Below are 18169 nucleotides of genomic sequence, written 5' to 3'. Positions count from 1 at the left end.
GATGCCAGGATGGACACGTGACCGACACGAACCCCACCGTCCTGCTCGTGATCGACCTGCAGAAGGGGGTGCTCCCCGGCTGCCTGGACGCGGACGGCGTCGTCGCCCGCACCGCCGCCCTGGTCGACCGCGCCCGCGCCGCGGGCGCCCCGGTGGTCTGGGTGCAGCACGAGGCGGAGGACCTCCCGTGGGAGAGCGCGCCCTGGCAGCTCGCCGACGGCCTCGTCCCCGCCGCCGGCGAGGCGCGGGTCCGCAAGGAGTACCGCGACGCGTTCGCCGGCACCGACCTCGACGAGGTGCTGGAGCGTCTGGACGCCACCCGCCTCGTCGTCGCAGGCGCGCAGAGCGACTACTGCATCCGCACCACCACCCAGAGCGCGGCCGTCCGCGGCTACGACGTAGTGCTGGTCGGCGACGCGCACACCACGACCGACGCCGAGTGGGAGGGCGTGACGATCGGCGCGGAGCAGATCGTCGCACACACCAACCGGTACTTCTCGGGGCTGCGGTACCCGGGGCAGGAGTTCGCGGTGGTGAGCGCGGCGGAGGTGGAGCTCTAGCTCAACAATTGTGAAATGCAAGCGTAGTATTTGAGTGTGAGATTGAGTACCTTGGTTCGGGGGAACGCCCGTTCCTCACAACGAAGGGAGCAGCCATGGAGCTGACAGTCGAGACGCCCACGGAGGACAAGGTGGACTTCGCCGTCCTGTACGGCGGCAAGGTCTTCTGACTCCTCAGGGGGGACGCCGCATCGCGGCGTCCCCCCTGTCCCGTCTTCGATCCTCCTGAGGCACTCATGATCACTGTCGACGCTCCCGATCAGGACGTCATCTCCTTCGGAACCGCGAAGCTCGTCCTTTCCGGACTCGGGCTCACGCCCCGCGTCGCGGACCTCGCCGTCGCACGGAGCCTTCGGCTGCTCTATCCGCTCGATGCGAAGCTGACGGCGTTCGTGCGCGAGGGGGCGACGTCTCTCACCGACGCGGCGTCGGCGGACGAACAGATCCGCTTCTTCCAGCGTCGCCGCGTAGAGAGGAACTACATCCGCCTTGCTGAATGGGCGACGGCCCGCGGCCCGGTCTCGGTGCGCATCGGCAATGCCGCTGCGATCGACGGGCCGAGCAGGGAGCTGCTGCGGATCGCGGCGGCCGTCGCCGGCTGGACCGTCGAGTACTCCGAAGCGCGTCTGGTCCGCTCGGCTCCGGCCGTCGACCCGGAGACCGGAGAGCTGCTCGATGCACTCGAGCGCCTTCCGAGCGCGGACGACGCCGACCGCGTGTGGCGGGCCGCTTTCGACTTCGTCAATGCGGGGGATGCCTGGACAGCGGTCGGACTCGGCCGCCGTCTCGCCGCGGCAGAGAGCTCAGCACGGGTCTGGAACCTCCTGGCTATCGGCCACGCGATGCTCGACCAGACGGAGACGGCCGAGTACTACTACGACCGCTGGGCGGACAGCGATGACCCGCTTGACGGGATCCGCGCACTGTACGGGAAAGCAATGCTCTACGCTCGGCACCATCCGGACGGTCTGCGCGACCTGGAGACGAGCGGTGAACTGCTCAATGAGGCGTTCGCGCTTTTCGACCGTCTCCCCGAGGCCGAGCGTTCGAGCGATTCCGTCGTCTTCGACGAAGTCTTCAATCGCAACGGCTACGCCCTGATCCTCTTCCGGCGCGGCGAAGTCGAGGAGGCCCTGCGCTCGCTGCAGACCGGCATCGAGAGACTCAGCGGCACGAGCGAGAAGATCGCCATCCATCGCTCCGTGCTGATGTACAACCTCGCGCAATGCCTGCAGCGCCTGGGTCGGTTCGAGGAGGCGATCGCCGCGTACGAACGACTGATCGCCGTCGATCCGCACATGGCGGAGTATCGGCTGGAGGCCGCGAAGTGCCTTGCCGCGGGCGGCCGGCGCGAAGACGCGGTCGCCCGGTGCCGGGAGGCGATCGAGATCGACTCGTCGTTGCCCGTGGCGTGGAGCCTGCTCGGATTCTCTCTCGGACAGGTGCAGCAATGGTCGTCCGCCGCGGAAGCCTACGAACGCGCTGCGAGGCTCGATCACGCGAGCGACAAGGCCCGTCTCGACGCCGCCCATCATTGGATCTTGGCCGGGCGGACGGAGGCCGCCGAGCGTGCCCTGGAGACTGCGGTGATCGCGCGGATGAGTGCGAAGGAGTTCGAGCGCCACGCGATCCTCCGCGCCGAGACGATGCTCCGGAACGGGCGACGTCAGGAGGCGGTCGGCTCCCTCCTCGCCGCACTCGAGCGCTATCCGCGCTCGGAGGCGCTGCGATCGAATCACGACGCCCTCGTTCGATGAAGAGCATCAGCCTCCGCACGCAGCTCGGAGTCTTCTCGGCTCTTTTCGCGGCCGGGATGTGGATGTCGAAGGTCGCGCAGCCGCTCCACTACGACAACGCCGGCGCCCTGGTCGCGTTCGGAGTCGGGTACGCGGTGATGGCGGTCGCGGGCGGATTCTCGTTCCTCTGGGGCACTCTGGCCGACCGGATCGGCGGCGTGAACGCGATGCGCATCGGCACGGTCGCCTACGCGATCGGGATCGCCGGTCGGCTGATGACCGACCTCCTCCCCACGGTCGTCTTCTCCTTCATCGCGGGCGCGGGCGCCTCGCTGGCGCTGGTGGGCATCCGGCCGTAGATCCGATCGAAGGCCTCCGACGAGGAGATTCCAGGGATCGTCGCCGGTCGGAACCTCGGCAACCAACTCGGCGTGCTCGTGGGAACGCTCGGAGCGGCGGGGATCTTCGCGCTGGTGGGCGCCTCCGACTTCGGGCCCTCGATCGCGTTGGCACTGGCTCCGGCCGTGGTGCTCATCGGGTGCGTGTGGCTGCTCGTCGCGGTGAAAGCGGAGCGTGCGAACCCGAAACCGGCTCCCGAGGAGAGACCGCCGCGCGGCTCGTTCTCAGCACTGGCCGTCCGGCTCGCGATCATCGGAGGTCTGTCGGGGCTCTATGTCAGCCTCGTCACCCCGTTTCTTCCGTTGTTCCTCACCCAGGGCGGGCTGACCGACTCCGTCGCAGCGATCGTCGTCGCTTCGATGAGCGTCGTGCAGTTGCTCGTGACCTGGTGGATAACGAGACGGGGGATCGGTGAGCGGCCGTTCCGGCTGTTCTTCGTGACGGAGCTGGTCACGGGCCTGTCCACGGCCGCGGTCGCCCTCGTGCTCGATGTGTCGGTGGTCCTCGTCGCCGGACTGTTCCTCGCGCGGGCCGCCTTCGTCGCGATCGCCGTCGTCGCCGAGGAGACGATTCAATACGCCGTCATGCCCGGTGCGTCGGCCGGCGCACTGTTCGGGATCTCCCAGACCGCCTTCCTGGTGGGCGATGCGACAGGCGGCGCGGTCGGCGGAGGCCTCTGGGTGTCCGTGGGACCGGTCGGCCTGGCCGTTCTGGCCGGGGCGATCACCGTCCTCAACGCGCTTCTGCTGCCGACTTTGCTCCGGCGCCACGCGCGAGCCGCGCCGGCCCGCACCGGCTCCTGAACCGGGATGCCGATCCGAAGCCTCATCGAGGAGGACAGCCTCGTCCCGATCGCGTTCGACCGGAGCACGTGGTTCTTCAGCCGCGCGGACGGGAATCTTCGCTACGGTGCGCCGGACTACCGGAAAGTCTCGATCCGGCACCTCGACCGTCCGTTCGTCGTGCCGGGCGACCGCTGCCTCTTCGACTTCTCGGTCAATGGTCGGAAACTCGTGGTGGCAACATACGCGTTGCAGAACGGACTGCTGGTCCCGGAGCCGCCGTCGGTGATACCGCTCCCGATTCCGGGCAGCTGGTCCGTGTCCACGGTCGTCCCCGGCCAGGATGGAGATCGACATGTTGCGATCACGGCGTCGACGGGCGCGCACCTCGTGAACCTCCGAACAGGGAGCCGGCGGACGCTCGAAGTCGGTCGGAGGGCGACGGTTCACGCGGTGCTTTCGACCGGCGTCCTCGTCGGCGATGACCATTCGCATTGGATCTCGCGCGCCGAGGACCGGCGGACGGAGCGCCACCCCGGCCGGGTGGTGGGAGTCGCCGGCGATCGATACCTCGTCGCCGGATCTGGAAAGGAGGTCCGGGACTTCTCGATCATCGACGCGGCCGGCTCCCACGACCTCCGGCCTCCCGGTCAGTGGTCGCCCGTTCAGGTGGGTCTGTGGGGTCGAGGATTCCTGGCCGCCTGCGTGCATCCGCGATTCGGCTACGGGTTGTGGGACGGGCACGACATCGAGCGGGTGAAGGGCACGGCGGCGATCTTCCCGGCCGGTGCGTCGGCGCCTCCGTTCGTGCGGGTGACGTCCGTCCGAGGAGGATCGCACTGGCGCTCCGCTGGGGGCGCCGCTCCGGGAGCGGCAGCTCCGTCCGCCGACATCGAGACCGTGTCGTCCGTCATCGACGGCGTTCCGACCATTCACCTCAGGTCGGGACGGACGAACACCCGGCTCCTCGTGTCGCTCCACGGTGGTCCCGACAGCCACGAGTGGGACGACCTGCGATACGGCGGCGCCTACCGCACGATTCTGGCGTCCGGGTTCGACATCCTGGTCGTGAACTACCCCGGCTCCCGCGATCTGGGGCCGGCCCTGCAGCGCTCCGGCTGGAATGCGTGGGGGGCGAGCGCGGCGTCGATCGCAGACATCGCGTCACGCGTCACGAAATCGAGGGGCTACCAGGAGGTCCGCGTGTTCGGCGTGAGCTTCGGGTCGTGGCTGGGAGTGCAGGCCGCTCAGCTCCTCGGGGCTGCACGGATGATCGCGATCTCGCCGATCTTCCAGCTGGAGTCGCACCTGGCATCCCATGCCGCGAAGGGCGAAGAGTTCGCCCGGTGGGCACAGCGCCGGTTCGGCGATCGGTTCGAGCATGCGGCGGAGGGCGACCGCGTATTGCGGGCGGCGACGACGCCGGTCGAGGCTGTCATCCCGCGCGACGACGAGGTCGTGTCCGTGGCCGAGACCCGCGCCGTGGCGAGACGGATGAACTGGCGGGAGGTCATCGTGGATGGGGCGCACTTTCCGGCGACGGCTGACCACGCCGAGCAGCGGTGGCGCTCACTGGTCGCGGCGGTCACGCGCGACTGAGGACGACGCTCAGCTCCGGCCGGTCACGTCCGACCCCTCACGGCGTCCACCGCAGCTCGATGATCTCGTGGGAGTCGCTGAGGTAGAACACGTTCTGCGTCCCCTGGTCGACCTCCACGAATGCCTTGGGGGCGCCGACGATCGGCGGGGCGCCGACCAGGGGCCCGATGTCGTTCGTGTGCCAGACGCCCTCGCGCCACCACAGCTCGTGGACGTTGCCGTCGTTCCCGGTGAAGATCACGTGCTGGGTCGCGATCGGCTGGAACGGGCCTGCCTCGAACGCGTAGCCGGCCGGGCTGGACGTGGGGAACGGCGGCACGGCTCCGCCGGCGGTGGTGAGGTCGTTGTGGTGCCAGCCCGAGGGGTCCCACCACAGTTCGTGGAGGTGCCCGTTCCCGCCGACGTAGTCGATGTGCTGGGTGCCCTGGCCGCGGAAGACGTACCCGGAGACCGTCTCGGCGTCGCTCACCACGGGTGCGCCGGTGACCGCTGTGAGGTCGCCCCAGTGCCAGGCGGTGGCGTCGCGCCAGAATTCCAGGAGGTGCCCGACTTCGGTGCGCACCAGCACGTGCGCGGTCCGCTGGTCCTCGAACGAGTACCCGGTCGGAGCGGCGTCGGGGGCGCAGGGCGGCGCGCCGGTCGCGGCGGTCAGGTCGAGGTCGTGCCAGCCGTCCCCTGAGTTGCTCAGCTCGTGGATGTGGCCGCCGACGCGGGCCTGGTAGACGACGCGCTGGGTCCCGTCGTAGAAGGTCTCGTAGCCGTACGGCTGCGACAGGGTGAGCGGGGCGCCGGCCGCCTCGGTGAGGTCGTTCGCGTTCCAGCCGTCATCCTCCGTGTACCAGAGCTCGTGGACGTGGCCGTCGAACCGCTGGCCCTGGTACACCACGTGCTGCGAGCCCTGGTGCGCCCAGATGTACCCGTTGGCGTTGGTCGCGGCGGCGGCGCCTCCCGCCTCGGAGACCAGGTTCTTGACGCTCCAGTCGTCGCTCCCGCTGCAGTACAGCTCGTACAGCTGGCCGTCGCCTCCTGTGGTGGCGTTGTAGCCCTGGAACACGACGTGGCGCGTGAACTGCGCGAACAGCCACGCGGTCGGCTGGTACACGGCGAGCGGCGCTCCCGCGGTCGCCGTCGTCAGGTTGGTGAGACTCCATCCCATGGTTCCGCTCCGATCTGCTCGGCGTCGGCGTCGGGAATCGGCGTTGACAGCACCCAGGGTAGGCGCGCGCGGGCCGCTGCGGGCCAGCGGATCGGTGGCACGTCGCACGCGGCCCGCGACCGCCGCCCTACAGCTGCGCCCCCAGCTTGAACCCGTGCTCGGTGTCGTCCTTGCGCGTGTACGAGAACCCGTCGGCGCCGATCGTGACGGCCATCTCGGAGTCGTCCGTGCGCGCGGTGAGCGGCTGGACATTGCCGTCCAGATCGAGCACCGGGGACGCGTCGGTGTACCAGGACGGGACCACCGGGTTGCCCCACCAGTCGCGGCGCTGGTTGTCGTGGACGTCCCAGGTGACCACCGGGTTGTCCGGGTCGCCGGTGTAGTAGTCCTGCGTGTAGATCTCCACCCGGTGGCCGTCCGGGTCGCGCAGGTACAGGTAGAACGCGTTGGACACGCCGTGCCGGCCGGGTCCGCGCTCGATGGCGTCGCTGCGGCGGAGCGCGCCGAGCTTGTCGCAGATGGCGATGATGTTGTGCTTCTCGTGCGTGGAGAACGCGACGTGGTGCATCCGCGGGCCGTCGCCGCCGGTCATGGCGGTGTCGTGCACGGTGGGCTTGCGGCGCATCCAGGCCGCATAGGTCGTGCCGGCCTCGTCCTGGATGTCCTCGGTCACCCGGAAGCCCAGGTCCTCCATGTACTTGACCGCGCGCGGGACGTCGGGCGTGACCTGGTTGAAGTGGTCGATGCGCACGAGCTCGCCCGGGGTGTGGACGTCGTAGCTCCAGGTGAGCCGCTCGACGTGCTCGACGTCGTAGAAGAACTCGTACGGGAAGCCGAGCGGGTCCTCCACGCGGACGCTGTCGCCGACGCCCTTCGTGTAGCCGCCCGCTCGCCGCTCGACGCGGCAGCCGAGCTCGGTGTAGAACGCGACGGCGCGGTCCAGGTCCGCGGGAGTGCGCACCCGGTACGCGAAGGCGGCCACCGCGGCGACCGGGCCCTTCCGCAGCACCAGGTTGTGGTGGATGAACTCCTCGAGGCTGCGCAGGTAGACGGCCTCCTCGTCCTCCTCGGTGACGTGCAGGCCGAGGACGTCGACGTAGAAGTCGCGGCTGGCCTGCAGGTCGGTGACGACGAGCTCCATGTAGGCGGCGCGGACGACGTCCGGCGGCGTGGCGGCGGGGGTGGGGATGGGGGTGCTCATGCTGACTCCTTCGTCATTCGGCGCCGAAGCGCGGCGTGTGGACCTGGCCCAGCGTGATGTGGACCGCCTGCTGGTCGGTGTAGAAATCGATGGACCGGTAGCCGCCCTCGTGACCGAGGCCGGAGGCCTTCACGCCGCCGAACGGGGTGCGCAGGTCGCGGACGTTGTGCGAGTTGAGCCACACCATGCCGGCCTCCACGTTCTGGGCGAAGGTGTGGGCGCGCTTCAGGTCGTTGGTCCAGAGGTAGGCGGCGAGGCCGTACTTCACCCCGTTGGCGAGGCTCAGCGCCTCCTCGTCGGAGTCGAACGGCGTGATCGCGACGACCGGGCCGAAGATCTCCTCCTGGAAGATCCGCGCGTCGGGCGCGACGTCGGCGAACACGGTCGGGGCGATGTAGTTGCCGTGGTCGATGCCCTCGGGGCGGCCGCCGCCGGCGAGGAGCCGGCCCTCCTGCTTGCCGAGCTCGACGTAGCTCATCACCTTCGCGTAGTGCTCGGGGTGCACGAGCGCGCCCACCTCGGTCTTCGGGTCGTGCGGGTCGCCGACGACGATGCGCTGGGCGCGCTCGGCGTAGCGGGAGCAGAACTCGTCGTAGACGGCGCGCTCGACCAGGATGCGGGAGCCCGCGGTGCAGCGCTCGCCGTTCAGCGAGAACACGCCGAACAGCGTGGAGTCGATCGCGGCGTCCAGGTCGGCGTCGGCGAACACGACGGCGGGGGACTTGCCGCCGAGCTCCATCGAGAGCCCCTTCAGGAAGGGCGCGGCGTTGGCGAAGATGAGCTGCCCAGTGCTGCTCTCGCCGGTGAAGGAGATGAGCGGGACGTCGGGGTGCTTCACCAGCGCGTCGCCGGCCTCCTCGCCCAGGCCGTTGACCAGGTTGAACACGCCGTCCGGCACACCGGCCTCGCGGAAGATCTCGGCCCACAGCGACGCCGACAGCGGGGTGAACTCGGCCGGCTTGAGCACGACCGTGTTGCCGGTGGCGAGGGCGGGGGCGAGCTTCCAGCTCTCCAGCATGAACGGGGTGTTCCACGGCGTGATGAGCCCGGCCACGCCGATCGGCTTGCGGTTGACGTAGTTGAGCTGGCTGCCCGGCACCTTGTAGGCGTCGTCCGCCTGCGCCACGATCAGGTCGGCGAAGAACCGGAAGTTCTCCGCCGCGCGCTGCGCCTGGCCGAGAGCCTGCGTGATCGGGAGGCCGGTGTCGAAGGTCTCCAGCTCGGCGAGCCGGGCGTCCTGCGCGGCGACGGCGTCGGCGATGCGGTTGAGGACGCGAGCGCGCTCGCGCGGCTTCAGCCGGGGCCACGGACCCTCGGTGAACGCGCGGCGCGCGGCGGCGACGGCGAGGTCGATGTCCTCCTTCTGCCCGGCCGCAGCCTGCACGTAGGTCTCGTTCGACACCGGGTCGAGGACGTCGAAGGTCTTCCCGGAGACGCTGTCGACGAACGCTCCGTCGATGAAGTGCTGGATCTTCCCCGGCAGCCCGTCGGGGATGTGGTGCTGCGGCATGCGCGGCCTCCTGTCTCGTGCGTGGTCGTGGTGGTGAACGGTCGGTTCGCGCGCTCAGTGCTGGTGCTCGGCCTGGTAGCGCTGCAGCGCGTCCAGGGTCGCGAGCCGGTGCTCGCGGGCGGCGAGCTCGACGTCGAGGGGCTCGGCGCCGCTCTCGATGAGCCGCAGGATCTCCTCGTGCTCCGCCACCGACTCGCGGGCGCGGCCGGGAACGAAGCTGAAGGTGGAGTCGCGCAGCACGGTCAGGCGGTTCCAGCCGCGGTGCACGAGGTCGAGGATGTGCGGGTTCGGGCACTCCTCGAACAGCACCGAGTGGAACTGCTGGTTGAGCTCGGTGAAGCGGTGCGGGATGAAGTCGTCCAGGCACGCGATCAGCTCGCGGTTGATCAGCCGGGCCCGGTGCAGGTGGTCGCCGTTCAGCAGCGGAGCGGAGAGCCGGGTGGCCGCGCCCTCCACGAGAGCGAGAGTCTCCATCGTGTAGGCGTACTCGGCGTCGTGCAGCAGGGCGACCTGGGCACCGACGTTCTTCTCGAACGTCACGAGGCCCTCCGCCTCCAGCCGCCGGATCGCCTCGCGCACCGGGACGACGCTGACCCCCAGCTCGCCGGCGATCTGACCGAGGACCAGGCGGAACCCGGAGACGTAGCGGCCGTCGTCGATGCGCTCGCGGACGAACTCGTAGGCGAGCTGGGACTTGCTCGGCGCCACGGTCTTCGCGGCGGCGGGCGTCGCCGCCGGGACGACGGGCTTCAGCGCTGCGTCTGCCATGCGCGGTACCTCTCCTTCCACGCGGCGTTCATAGGGAACAGGCCGTCGACCTTCTCGCCGGACCGCACCATCTCCGCGATGAACTCCTCCTCGCGTTCCTGCTCGATCGCGTCCGCGACGACCTCGGCCACGAGGGCGGGCGGGATGACGAGCAGGCCGTCCGCGTCGCCGACGATCACGTCGCCCGGCAGGACGGTCGCCCCGCCGCACGCGATCGCGACATCGGCGTCCCACGGCACGTGCCTGCGGCCGAGCACCGCCGGGTGCGGGCCCGCCGAGTAGGTGGGGATGTCGAGGGCCGCGACCTCCGCGAGGTCCCGGACGCCGCCGTCGGTCACGATGCCCGCCGCGCCGTTCACCTGGGCGCGCAGCGCCAGCACGTCGCCGACGGTGCCGCTGCCGCGCTCGCCGCGGGCCTCGATCACGAGCACCTCGCCGGCGCCGACCGCGTCGAACGCGCGCTTCTGGGCGTTGTAGCCGCCGCCGTGCGAGGCGAAAAGGTCCTCGCGGCCGGGAAGGTAGCGAAGCGTCCGCGCCGTCCCGATCAGCTTCACGCCGGGGCGGGTGGAGGTCAGCCCGTCGATGGAGACGTCGTTCAGGCCGCGCTTGCGCAGCTGGGAGCTGAGGGTGGCGGTGGCGACGGAGGCGAGCTGGGCGCGCAGCTCGGCGGTCAGCTCGAACGGCTTCTCGGGGCGGACGCCGAAGGCCTCGCTCCGCTGGGTGTCGTCCACGCTGGGCTTCGAGCCGAAGTCCCCGAACGGGACACTCCCTTGGGTGACGCGGGTGACCAGCCGCCCGGTGGTCGGCGCGCCGGGAGCGGTCGGGGCGTCCACCTCGACTTCGACGGTGTCGCCGGGCTGCGTGACGGAGGATCCCGCGGGCGTCCCGGTCAGGATGACGTCGCCGGGCTCCAGGGTCATCAGCTGGGAGAGGTCGGCGACGAGCCGGCCGAACGGGAACAGCAGGTCGTCGGTCGTGCCGTCCTGCACCAGTTCGCCGTTCAGCCAGGTCCGCACCCGGAGCGCGTCCGGGTCGACGGCCGCGGCAGGGATCACGGCGGGGCCGAGCGGGGTGAAGCCGTCGCCGCCCTTGGAGCGGACGTTGGAGCCCTTGTCGGCGGCTCGGAGGTCGTAGAGCCCGAAGTCGTTCGCGGCCGTGACGCCGGAGACGGCCGCCCAGCCCTCCGCGGGGGAGACCCGGCGGGTGGGGCGGCCGATGATGAGCGCCACCTCGCCCTCGAACGCGAGCAGCTCGGTCCCGGCCGGGCGCTCCAGCTCCGAGCCGGAGGCCGAGACGGAGGAGGCCGGCTTGAAGAAGTACGACGGCTGCGCCGGGGTGCGACCGCGCTGCGCGGCGCGCGAGCGGTAGTTGAGGTGCACCGCGATGATCTTGCCTGGCCGGCCGATGTCGCTCACAGCTCGGTCTCCTCGTCGTCGGGGATGAATGGGACGCTCACGATGGAACGTATTCGAGATTGTATACGATTCGCAGCGCCAGCGGAAGGGGTCAGTAGGAGGCCGGGGCCGGACCCGCCGATCCGTCGCCGATGAACCGCGTCGCGAGGCCCTCCGAGGCGCGAGCGAGCAGCGTCACATCGCTGCCGACCAGCACATAGGCCGCGCCGGCCTCGGCGTAGCGGGCGGCCATCGCCGGGTCGAAGGCGTTGACACCGACCGGGGTGCCCGCGGCCCGGCCGGCCCGGATGACGCTCTCGACGGCGGCGACCACGTCCGGGTGGTCCTGCTGCCCGAGCAGCCCCAGCGACGCCGCGAGGTCCGCCGGCCCGACGAGCAGGGCGTCGACGCCCTCCACCGCCGCGATGCCGGCCGCGGCGGCGAGCCCCTCCACCGTCTCGATCTGCACGGTCAGCGAGACCAGCTCGTGGGCGCGCGCCAGGTAGTCCGGGATGCGGCTCCACCGCGATGACCGCGCCAGCGCGCTGCCGACGCCGCGGACGCCGAGCGGCGGGTAGCGCACGGCCCGCACCGTCGCCTCGGCGTCCTCCACGCTGGAGACCATCGGCACGAGCACGTTCTGCGCGCCGAGGTCGAGGAGCTGCTTGAGGAGCACCGGGTCGCCGATCGGGGCGCGCACGACCGGCACGACCGGGTAGGCGGCGGCCGCCTGCAGCTGCGCGAGGATCGACTCCAGGCCGACGGGGGAGTGCTCGCCGTCGATCAGGAGGATGTCCAGCCCGCTGCCGGCGCAGATCTCCGCGACGAGCGCGCTGCCCGCGCACGACCAGATCCCGTACAGGGTGCGGTCGGCTCCGCGCAGGCGGTCGGCAAAGGTGGCGTCGGGGGTCAGGCGAATCGGCATGTCACGGCTCCCAGGGTCCCGTAGTCGGCGTGGATGGTGTCGCCGCGCTCCACCCACAGCGGGCGGGTGAACGAGCCGGCCAGGACGATGTCGCCGGCCTCCAGGCGGGTGCCGTGCTGGGCGAGCTTGTTCGCGAGCCAGGCGACTCCGGCGGCGGGGTGGTCGAGCACGGCGGCGGCGACGCCGGACTCCTCGATGGTCTCGTTGCGGTAGAGCAGCGCGGACACCCAGCGCAGGTCGATCGCGTCGACCGCGACCGGCCGGCCGCCGACGACCATGCCGCCCATCGCCGCGTTGTCGGAGATGGTGTCCACGATGGTGCGGCCCTGCAGCTCGATGCGGGAGCTCAGGATCTCCAGAGCGGGGACCACGTACTTCGTCGCGCCCAGCACGTCGAACAGCGTGACGTCCGGCCCCTGCAGCGGCTCGGCGAGCACGAACGCCAGCTCGACCTCGATGCGCACGTTCGAGTACTGGTCGAACGGGATGACGGAGCCGGTCTCGTACACCATGTCGGCGAAGATCGCGCCGTAGTCGGGCTCGGTGATCCCGGTCGCCTGCTGCATCACCTTCGACGTCAGCCCGATCTTGCGGCCGACCAGCCGGCGCCCGGCGGCGAGCCCGCGCTCGACCCAGACCCGCTGCACGGCGTAGGAGTCCTCCACGGTCATGCCCGGGTGCCTGGCCGTCAGCAGCGGCACGGTGGCGCGCTCCCGTTCGGCGTTCGCGAGCTCGTCCGCGATCGCCTGGATGGTGGTGGTGTCGAGCATCGGCGGCTCCCTGTCGTCGTCGGTAGGAGGGCGTCATCCGGGCCCGGGATGAGCCCGTTCAGGATCGTATATCATCCAACCGGGCTGCGCTGTGATATATTCGTACCTACGTAACTACAGGGGGGAAACAGATGGCAGTCATGACGGCGCGAGCCTTCAACCAGGACGCCTCGGCCGCGAAACGGGCGGCGGCGCGCGAGCCGCTGATCATCACCGACCGCGGCACGCCCTCGTTCGTGCTCCTGACGTACACGCAGTATCGCGAGCTGATGGGGGAGCTCGACAACATCGTCGACCTTCTGCGACAGGATGACGAGGGCGATTTCGAGGCCGAGTTCCCGCCCATGGTCCTCGGGTCGAGGGAGATCGACCTGTGAAGTGGCTGCTCGACACCATGACGCTGTCGGCGACCCGACGGCCCGATCGCGAGGACCCGGACGTCATCCGGTGGCTCGAACGCCAGAACCCGTACTCGCTCCACATCTCGGCGATCACCATCTTCGAGCTCGAGGTCGGCATTCAGCGCACGGAGCGCATCGACCCGGCGCAGGGGATCGTGCTGCGACGATGGCAGGACGATGTGATGATGGTCTTCTCCGATCGCATCCTGCCCGTCGACGGGGAGGTCGCGGGCCTCGCCGCCGGCTACCACGTGCCGGATCCGCGGCCCGAGCGGGACGCCCTGATCGCTGCGACCGCGGAGGTGGGCAACCTCACCGTGGTCACGCGCAACTCGCGCGACTTCGAGCCGTTCCGCGTCCGGACGTTCAACCCGTGGATCACCCGGCTCGCGAAAGCCGCGACGTCATAGCCGGCGGCTGCGGATGTCCTCCGGCGGCTGGTGGACACCCGTGCGGTGAGCGGCCGGTGGGCGCGCGCCGCTAGGCTGTGCTCACCTCCCGGCTCGTCCGGGATCACCCGAACCGGCGCGGACCCGCGCGCCCCACCCGAAGGACCACCGTGCGCCGTCGCCCGTCCCGCTCGCTCCCGTACCTCTCCGGCCTCCTGCTCGCCGTCGGCGCCGTCGCGCTCGCGGGGACCCCCGCGCTGGCGAACAGCGCCTCGCCCGCCACCTGCGTCACCGGTTGCACGGCCGTCTTCGACACCGCGGGCACCGCGACCTTCACGGCTCCGCCCGCGGCCACCAGCCTCACCGCGACGATCGTCGGCGCTTCGGGCGCCCCGGCGCCGCTCGCGATCACCGCCGACCCGACCGCCGTGGGCGGCGCGGGCGGCAGCGCGACAATCGCCCTCGGCGCCGCGTACGCGGGGCGCACTTTCAGCGTCACGGTCGGCGCCGCCGGGACCGGCAGCGCCAGCCAGCTCACCTCCGGAGGCAGCCTCGTCGCGATCGCCGGCGGCGGAGGGGGCGGCGGCTACGCCGGCCTCCTCGACCTGCCGGGCCAGATCTTCGCCACCTACCCGGGCGGCGCGGGCGGCTCGCCCACCACGGCCGGCGTCACGGCGGGCGGCGCAGGCACGGCGTTCGGGACGCTGGCCGCCAACGGCGGAGGCGGCTCCGCGGCGGCCGGCGCAGCGGGCGCCGGCGACGCGCCGGGCGTTCCGGGCGCCGCGCCGAGCGGGACCGCGGCGGTCGCGGGCGGCGCGGGCGGCTCGCTCACGATCGGCGCGACCACCCACCACGCCGGCTCCGGCGGAGCCGGGTACGCCGGCGGGGGCGGCGGCGCGATCATGCGCAACGTCCCGAACGGCGACAGCCCCGTCGACGTCGTGGCCCCGGGCGGCGGCGGCTCCGGCTTCCTCGCGACCGGGCTGACGGCTTCCGCTGCCGCAGCGGGGACCGGCTCCGGCACCGTGACGTTCACCTGGTCGTTCACGCCGAAGGCGACGACCGCTGCCACCACCGTCAAGCCCGGCGACACGGTCACCGTGCAGGTGAGCGGACTGCCGTCGAACATCCCCTTCACCGAGACCTTCGCCGGAGCGACCGTCGCGAGCGGGACCACCGACGCCTCGGGCGCCGCCACCGTGACATTCACGGTCGCCGCCGGCCAGGCCGCCGGATCGTTCCCGGTGCAGACCGTGGTGGCGGGCTCCGTCGTCGCGAGCACGAGCGCCGTGACCGTCGTCATCCCGGCCGCGGTCGCCGGAGGCCCCCAGCTCGCCGACACCGGATCGACCGCCGCGACGTGGGCGCCGGCGGGAGCCACGGCCGCGGTGCTCCTGGTCGCGGCCGGCGCTCTGCTGCTGGTGCTGCGCCGCCGGCTCCGCGCCTGAGCGCCGCGGGCGACCGCGTCGCCGACCGGCCGGCGCTAGCCTGAAACCGTGTCCGACCGCCTGAACCGCGTCGCCGTCCTCGTCCTGGAGGGGGCCAAGCCGCTGGACGTCGGCATCCCCGCGCAGGTCTTCACCACACGCGCGAGCATGCCGTACGAGGTCCGCGTCTGCGGCGCCGCGCCCGGGCTGGTGACCGGCGGCGACGGCCTGTCGTACCACGTGGCGCACGGGCTGGAGGCGCTCGGCTGGGCGGACATCGTCTTCCTGCCGGGCTACCGCCACCCCGACCGCGACGATCCGCCGCCCGCGGTGGTGGAGGCCCTGCTCGCCGCGCACGCGCGCGGCGCCCGGCTGGCGGCGATCTCGACGGGCGCGTTCGCGCTCGCGGCGACCGGCCTCCTGGACGGCAAGCGCGCCACCACGCACTGGCACTACACGCGCGCCCTCGCGCAGCGCCACCCGCGGATCCGGGTGGACGAGAACGTCCTGTTCGTCGACGAGGGCGACGTGCTGACGTCGGCGGGAGCGGCCAGCGGCATCGACCTCTGCCTGCACATCCTGCGCGGCGACCTCGGCATCGCCGCCGCCAACCACGCCGCCCGGCGGCTGGTCGCGGCGCCCTACCGCAGCGGCGGGCAGGCGCAGTACGTGCCGCGCAGCGTCCCGGAACCGCTCGGCGAGCGGTTCGCCGCGGTGCGGGAGTGGGCGCTGCACCGGCTGGGGGACCCGCTGACGCTGGAGGTGCTCTCCCGCCGTGCGGCGGTCTCGCCGCGCACCTTCTCGCGCCGCTTCGTGGAGGACACCGGCTACACGCCCATGCAGTGGGTGATGCGGGCGCGCATCGACGTCGCGCGCGAGCTGCTGGAGCGCTCGGAGCTGAGCGTCGAGCAGATCGCCGCGGATGTCGGGCTCGGCACCGGCGCCAACCTGCGACTGCACTTCCAGCGCATCCTCGGCACGACGCCGAGCGAGTACCGGCGCACCTTCAGCGGCGACGCCGGCTGAGCCGCACTGCCCTGGCGGGATCCTTTCGAACCGTGGCGATCACGCCCCTGTCGGCCCGAGACTGCGGCGGCGAGGCTGGGAGGGAACGAAAGGATCCCCTCCGCATGACCCGCATCGCCATCAACGGATTCGGCCGCATCGGCCGCAACGTGCTCCGCGCCCTCCTGGAGCGCGACAGCGACCTGGAGGTCGTGGCCGTCAACGATCTGACCGAGCCCGCCGCCCTCGCCAAGCTCCTCGCCTTCGACTCCACCGCCGGACGTCTCGGCCGTCCCGTCTCCGTCGACGGCGACGTGCTCGTGGTCGACGGCCGCCGCATCCGCGTGCTCGCCGAGCGCGAGCCCGCCCAGCTGCCGTGGGGCGAGCTCGGCGTGGACATCGTGCTCGAGTCCACCGGCCGGTTCACCTCCGCCACCGCCGCGCGCGCCCACCTGGAGGCCGGCGCGAAGAAGGTGCTGATCAGCGCCCCCGCCGACGGCGCGGACGTCACGCTGGCGTACGGCGTGAACACCGACGCCTACGACGCGGCCGTGCACACCATCGTCTCGAACGCGTCCTGCACCACGAACGCCCTCGCGCCGCTCGCCGCGGTCCTGGACGAGCTGGCCGGCATCGAGCACGGCTTCATGACCACCGTCCACGCCTACACGCAGGAGCAGAACCTGCAGGACGGCCCGCACCGCGACCCGCGCCGCGCCCGTGCCGCCGCCGTGAACATCGTGCCGACCACGACCGGCGCCGCCAAGGCGATCGGCCTCGTCCTCCCGAACCTCGACGGCAAGCTGTCCGGCGACTCGATCCGCGTGCCGGTCCCGGTCGGCTCGATCGTGGAGCTGAACACCACGGTCTCGCGCGACGTCACCCGCGACGACGTGCTGGCCGCGTACCGCGCCGCCGCCGAGGGGAAGCTCGCCGGCATCCTGGAGTACTCCGACGACGCTCTGGTCTCGTCCGACATCACCGGCAACCCGGCGTCTTCGATCTTCGACTCCGCGCTGACCCGGGTGGACGGCCGCCACGTCAAGGTCGTCGCCTGGTACGACAACGAGTGGGGCTTCTCGAACCGTGTCGTCGACACCCTCGGGCTGCTCGCCGGCTGACAGCTGTCCTCCCGAACGGACCGCGTCCCTCGCCGGGGCGCGGTCCGTTCCGCGTCTCCAGTAGCGTGAGGGGATGCCGTCGACTTCCGCCACCGAGACCATCGCGCCAGGTGTGCGCCGGGTGCGCGTCCCGATGCCGCCCGGCACCGGCCTGCCGTTCAGCAACGCCTATCTGATCGACGACGCCGACGGCCGGGTCCACGTGGTCGATCCCGGGTCGCCGACGCGGGCGGCTCGGGCGACGCTGCGCGAGTCCCTCGGCGCTGCGTCGGTCGCGGCGATCGTGATCACGCATCTGCACCCCGACCACGCCGGCGGCGCCGCGGCGCTGGCGGCGGAGACCGGCGCGTCCGTCCTCGTCCACGACCGGGAGCGGGCGGCGCTCGGGCTGATCGCCGCAGGTCTCCCCGCGCCGGACCTCGACGCGTGGGGTGTCCCGCCGGAGCGCCGGCCGGAACTGCTGGCGGCGGCCGCGGTGCCCACGGGGCCCGCCGCGGAACTGGTGGACTCGGTGCTGACCGGCGTGCTGACCGACGGCGAGCTGCTGGCGCTCCCCGGCCGGAGGATCCGCGTCGTCGGCACGCCCGGCCACACCGGCGGACACCTGTGCCTGCACGACGAGGAGGCCGGCCTGCTGCTCACCGGCGACCACGTGCTGCCGACCGTCAACTCCGGCCTGGGGCTCGGCGGGCCGACCACGACCAACCCGATCGCCGACTACCTCGCCTCGCTCGACCGCGTCGCGCGCCTGGACCGCGACGGGCTCCGCGCCCTCCCCGGCCACGAGGACCCGTTCACCGGGCTGCGCGAGCGCTGCGCCGCCCTGGCCGCCCACCACCTCCGCCGTGCGGAGGAGGTCGCCGCGCATCCGGGCGGCACGGTGTGGGAGACCGCGCGCACGCTGACCTGGACTTCAGGCTGGGACGCCCTCGCCGGCTTCACCCTGCTCTCCGCGCTGCGGCAGACCGCGCAGCACCGCGAGTTCGTCGCCCGCGCGGCGTGAACGGCCGGTGCCGTCGCCGAGAC

The 18169-nt window shown here is 71.8% G+C and carries 18 protein-coding genes; 11 read left to right on the top strand and 7 right to left on the bottom strand.

What is annotated here, in order from left to right; all coding sequences use genetic code 11:
• The first annotated feature begins 17 nt into the window (after positions 1 to 17).
• The 5 genes from HNR13_RS15410 (at position 18) to HNR13_RS15390 (ending at position 5076) form a co-directional block, all read left to right on the top strand.
• Positions 18 to 560: an isochorismatase family protein gene (locus tag HNR13_RS15410; RefSeq protein WP_179607165.1), complete on the top strand. Its 543-nt coding sequence runs from the start codon at positions 18 to 20 to the stop codon at positions 558 to 560.
• A 236-nt stretch (positions 561 to 796) separates the two neighbouring features.
• Positions 797 to 2317 carry a tetratricopeptide repeat protein gene (locus HNR13_RS15405; protein ID WP_179607163.1) on the top strand — a complete coding sequence of 507 codons (1521 nt, stop codon included), beginning with the start codon at positions 797 to 799 and terminating at the stop codon, positions 2315 to 2317.
• Complete coding sequence (locus HNR13_RS15400) at positions 2314 to 2655, top strand: hypothetical protein (protein WP_179607161.1); 342 nt, start codon at positions 2314 to 2316, stop codon at positions 2653 to 2655. The genes HNR13_RS15405 and HNR13_RS15400 overlap by 4 nt, the downstream gene beginning before the upstream one ends.
• Before the next feature lie 72 nt (positions 2656 to 2727).
• A complete protein-coding gene (locus HNR13_RS15395; protein ID WP_179607159.1) occupies positions 2728 to 3498 on the top strand; it encodes a hypothetical protein in 771 nt (256 codons plus the stop codon).
• A gap of 6 nt (positions 3499 to 3504) precedes the next feature.
• Positions 3505 to 5076: an alpha/beta fold hydrolase gene (locus HNR13_RS15390; RefSeq protein ID WP_179607157.1), complete on the top strand. Its 1572-nt coding sequence runs from the start codon at positions 3505 to 3507 to the stop codon at positions 5074 to 5076.
• Positions 5077 to 5113: 37 nt separating this feature from the next.
• Here the strand turns inward: HNR13_RS15390 and HNR13_RS15385 are convergent, their stop codons facing one another.
• From HNR13_RS15385 to hpaH, 7 genes are all read right to left on the bottom strand, one after another.
• Positions 5114 to 6232 carry a hypothetical protein gene (locus HNR13_RS15385; RefSeq protein ID WP_179607155.1) on the bottom strand — a complete coding sequence of 373 codons (1119 nt, stop codon included), beginning with the start codon at positions 6230 to 6232 and terminating at the stop codon, positions 5114 to 5116.
• Positions 6233 to 6359: 127 nt separating this feature from the next.
• A complete protein-coding gene (gene hpaD, locus HNR13_RS15380; protein WP_179607153.1) occupies positions 6360 to 7433 on the bottom strand; it encodes a 3,4-dihydroxyphenylacetate 2,3-dioxygenase in 1074 nt (357 codons plus the stop codon).
• A gap of 13 nt (positions 7434 to 7446) precedes the next feature.
• Positions 7447 to 8943 carry a 5-carboxymethyl-2-hydroxymuconate semialdehyde dehydrogenase gene (gene hpaE / locus HNR13_RS15375; protein ID WP_179607151.1) on the bottom strand — a complete coding sequence of 499 codons (1497 nt, stop codon included), beginning with the start codon at positions 8941 to 8943 and terminating at the stop codon, positions 7447 to 7449.
• 54 nt (positions 8944 to 8997) lie between these two features.
• Complete coding sequence (locus HNR13_RS15370) at positions 8998 to 9711, bottom strand: GntR family transcriptional regulator (RefSeq protein WP_179607149.1); 714 nt, start codon at positions 9709 to 9711, stop codon at positions 8998 to 9000.
• On the bottom strand, positions 9693 to 11126 hold the full coding sequence (locus HNR13_RS15365) for a fumarylacetoacetate hydrolase family protein (RefSeq protein WP_179607147.1): 1434 nt from the start codon (positions 11124 to 11126) through the stop codon (positions 9693 to 9695). Before HNR13_RS15365 ends, HNR13_RS15370 begins: the two co-directional genes overlap by 19 nt.
• A gap of 91 nt (positions 11127 to 11217) precedes the next feature.
• Complete coding sequence (locus HNR13_RS15360) at positions 11218 to 12030, bottom strand: HpcH/HpaI aldolase family protein (RefSeq protein ID WP_179607145.1); 813 nt, start codon at positions 12028 to 12030, stop codon at positions 11218 to 11220.
• Positions 12015 to 12800, bottom strand: coding sequence for a 2-oxo-hept-4-ene-1,7-dioate hydratase (gene hpaH / locus HNR13_RS15355; RefSeq protein ID WP_179607143.1), 786 nt, complete (start codon positions 12798 to 12800; stop codon positions 12015 to 12017). Before hpaH ends, HNR13_RS15360 begins: the two co-directional genes overlap by 16 nt.
• 140 nt (positions 12801 to 12940) lie before the next feature.
• Between hpaH and HNR13_RS15350 the strand changes: the two genes are divergently transcribed.
• The 6 genes from HNR13_RS15350 (at position 12941) to HNR13_RS15325 (ending at position 18146) form a co-directional block, all read left to right on the top strand.
• Positions 12941 to 13177 (top strand): type II toxin-antitoxin system prevent-host-death family antitoxin, encoded by a 237-nt coding sequence (locus tag HNR13_RS15350; protein WP_246312783.1) that lies wholly within the window; start codon positions 12941 to 12943, stop codon positions 13175 to 13177.
• The gene (locus tag HNR13_RS15345; RefSeq protein WP_343063578.1) at positions 13174 to 13611 is read left to right on the top strand and encodes a type II toxin-antitoxin system VapC family toxin; all 438 of its coding nucleotides are present in this window, start codon (positions 13174 to 13176) and stop codon (positions 13609 to 13611) included. The genes HNR13_RS15350 and HNR13_RS15345 overlap by 4 nt, the downstream gene beginning before the upstream one ends.
• 149 nt (positions 13612 to 13760) lie before the next feature.
• Positions 13761 to 15038 (top strand): hypothetical protein, encoded by a 1278-nt coding sequence (locus HNR13_RS15340; RefSeq protein WP_179607139.1) that lies wholly within the window; start codon positions 13761 to 13763, stop codon positions 15036 to 15038.
• Between the two features lie 48 nt (positions 15039 to 15086).
• A complete protein-coding gene (locus HNR13_RS15335; protein WP_179607137.1) occupies positions 15087 to 16043 on the top strand; it encodes a helix-turn-helix domain-containing protein in 957 nt (318 codons plus the stop codon).
• A 104-nt stretch (positions 16044 to 16147) separates the two neighbouring features.
• Complete coding sequence (gap, locus tag HNR13_RS15330; RefSeq protein ID WP_179607135.1) at positions 16148 to 17143, top strand: type I glyceraldehyde-3-phosphate dehydrogenase; 996 nt, start codon at positions 16148 to 16150, stop codon at positions 17141 to 17143.
• Positions 17144 to 17216: 73 nt separating this feature from the next.
• Positions 17217 to 18146, top strand: coding sequence for an MBL fold metallo-hydrolase (locus HNR13_RS15325; RefSeq protein WP_179607133.1), 930 nt, complete (start codon positions 17217 to 17219; stop codon positions 18144 to 18146).
• Positions 18147 to 18169 lie beyond the last annotated feature (23 nt).

The sequence above is a fragment of the Leifsonia shinshuensis genome (genome assembly GCF_013410375.1).
Taxonomy (GTDB): domain Bacteria; phylum Actinomycetota; class Actinomycetes; order Actinomycetales; family Microbacteriaceae; genus Leifsonia; species Leifsonia shinshuensis.
The sequence above is the reverse complement of the archived record's forward strand: the minus strand, read 5'-3'. Positions and strand labels throughout refer to the sequence as shown.

Bases quoted from the DNA above. Each gene is read 5' to 3' on its own strand.
- HNR13_RS15405 (WP_179607163.1), top strand. From the start codon at position 797: ATGATCACTGTCGACGCTCCCGATCAGGACGTCATCTCCTTCGGAACC.
- HNR13_RS15400 (WP_179607161.1), top strand. From the start codon at position 2,314: ATGAAGAGCATCAGCCTCCGCACGCAGCTCGGAGTCTTCTCGGCTCTT.
- HNR13_RS15390 (WP_179607157.1), top strand. From the start codon at position 3,505: ATGCCGATCCGAAGCCTCATCGAGGAGGACAGCCTCGTCCCGATCGCG.
- HNR13_RS15385 (WP_179607155.1), bottom strand. From the start codon at position 6,232: ATGGGATGGAGTCTCACCAACCTGACGACGGCGACCGCGGGAGCGCCG.
- hpaD (WP_179607153.1), bottom strand. From the start codon at position 7,433: ATGAGCACCCCCATCCCCACCCCCGCCGCCACGCCGCCGGACGTCGTC.
- hpaE (WP_179607151.1), bottom strand. From the start codon at position 8,943: ATGCCGCAGCACCACATCCCCGACGGGCTGCCGGGGAAGATCCAGCAC.
- HNR13_RS15370 (WP_179607149.1), bottom strand. From the start codon at position 9,711: ATGGCAGACGCAGCGCTGAAGCCCGTCGTCCCGGCGGCGACGCCCGCC.
- HNR13_RS15360 (WP_179607145.1), bottom strand. From the start codon at position 12,030: ATGCCGATTCGCCTGACCCCCGACGCCACCTTTGCCGACCGCCTGCGC.
- hpaH (WP_179607143.1), bottom strand. From the start codon at position 12,800: ATGCTCGACACCACCACCATCCAGGCGATCGCGGACGAGCTCGCGAAC.
- HNR13_RS15350 (WP_246312783.1), top strand. From the start codon at position 12,941: ATGACGGCGCGAGCCTTCAACCAGGACGCCTCGGCCGCGAAACGGGCG.
- gap (WP_179607135.1), top strand. From the start codon at position 16,148: ATGACCCGCATCGCCATCAACGGATTCGGCCGCATCGGCCGCAACGTG.
- HNR13_RS15325 (WP_179607133.1), top strand. From the start codon at position 17,217: ATGCCGTCGACTTCCGCCACCGAGACCATCGCGCCAGGTGTGCGCCGG.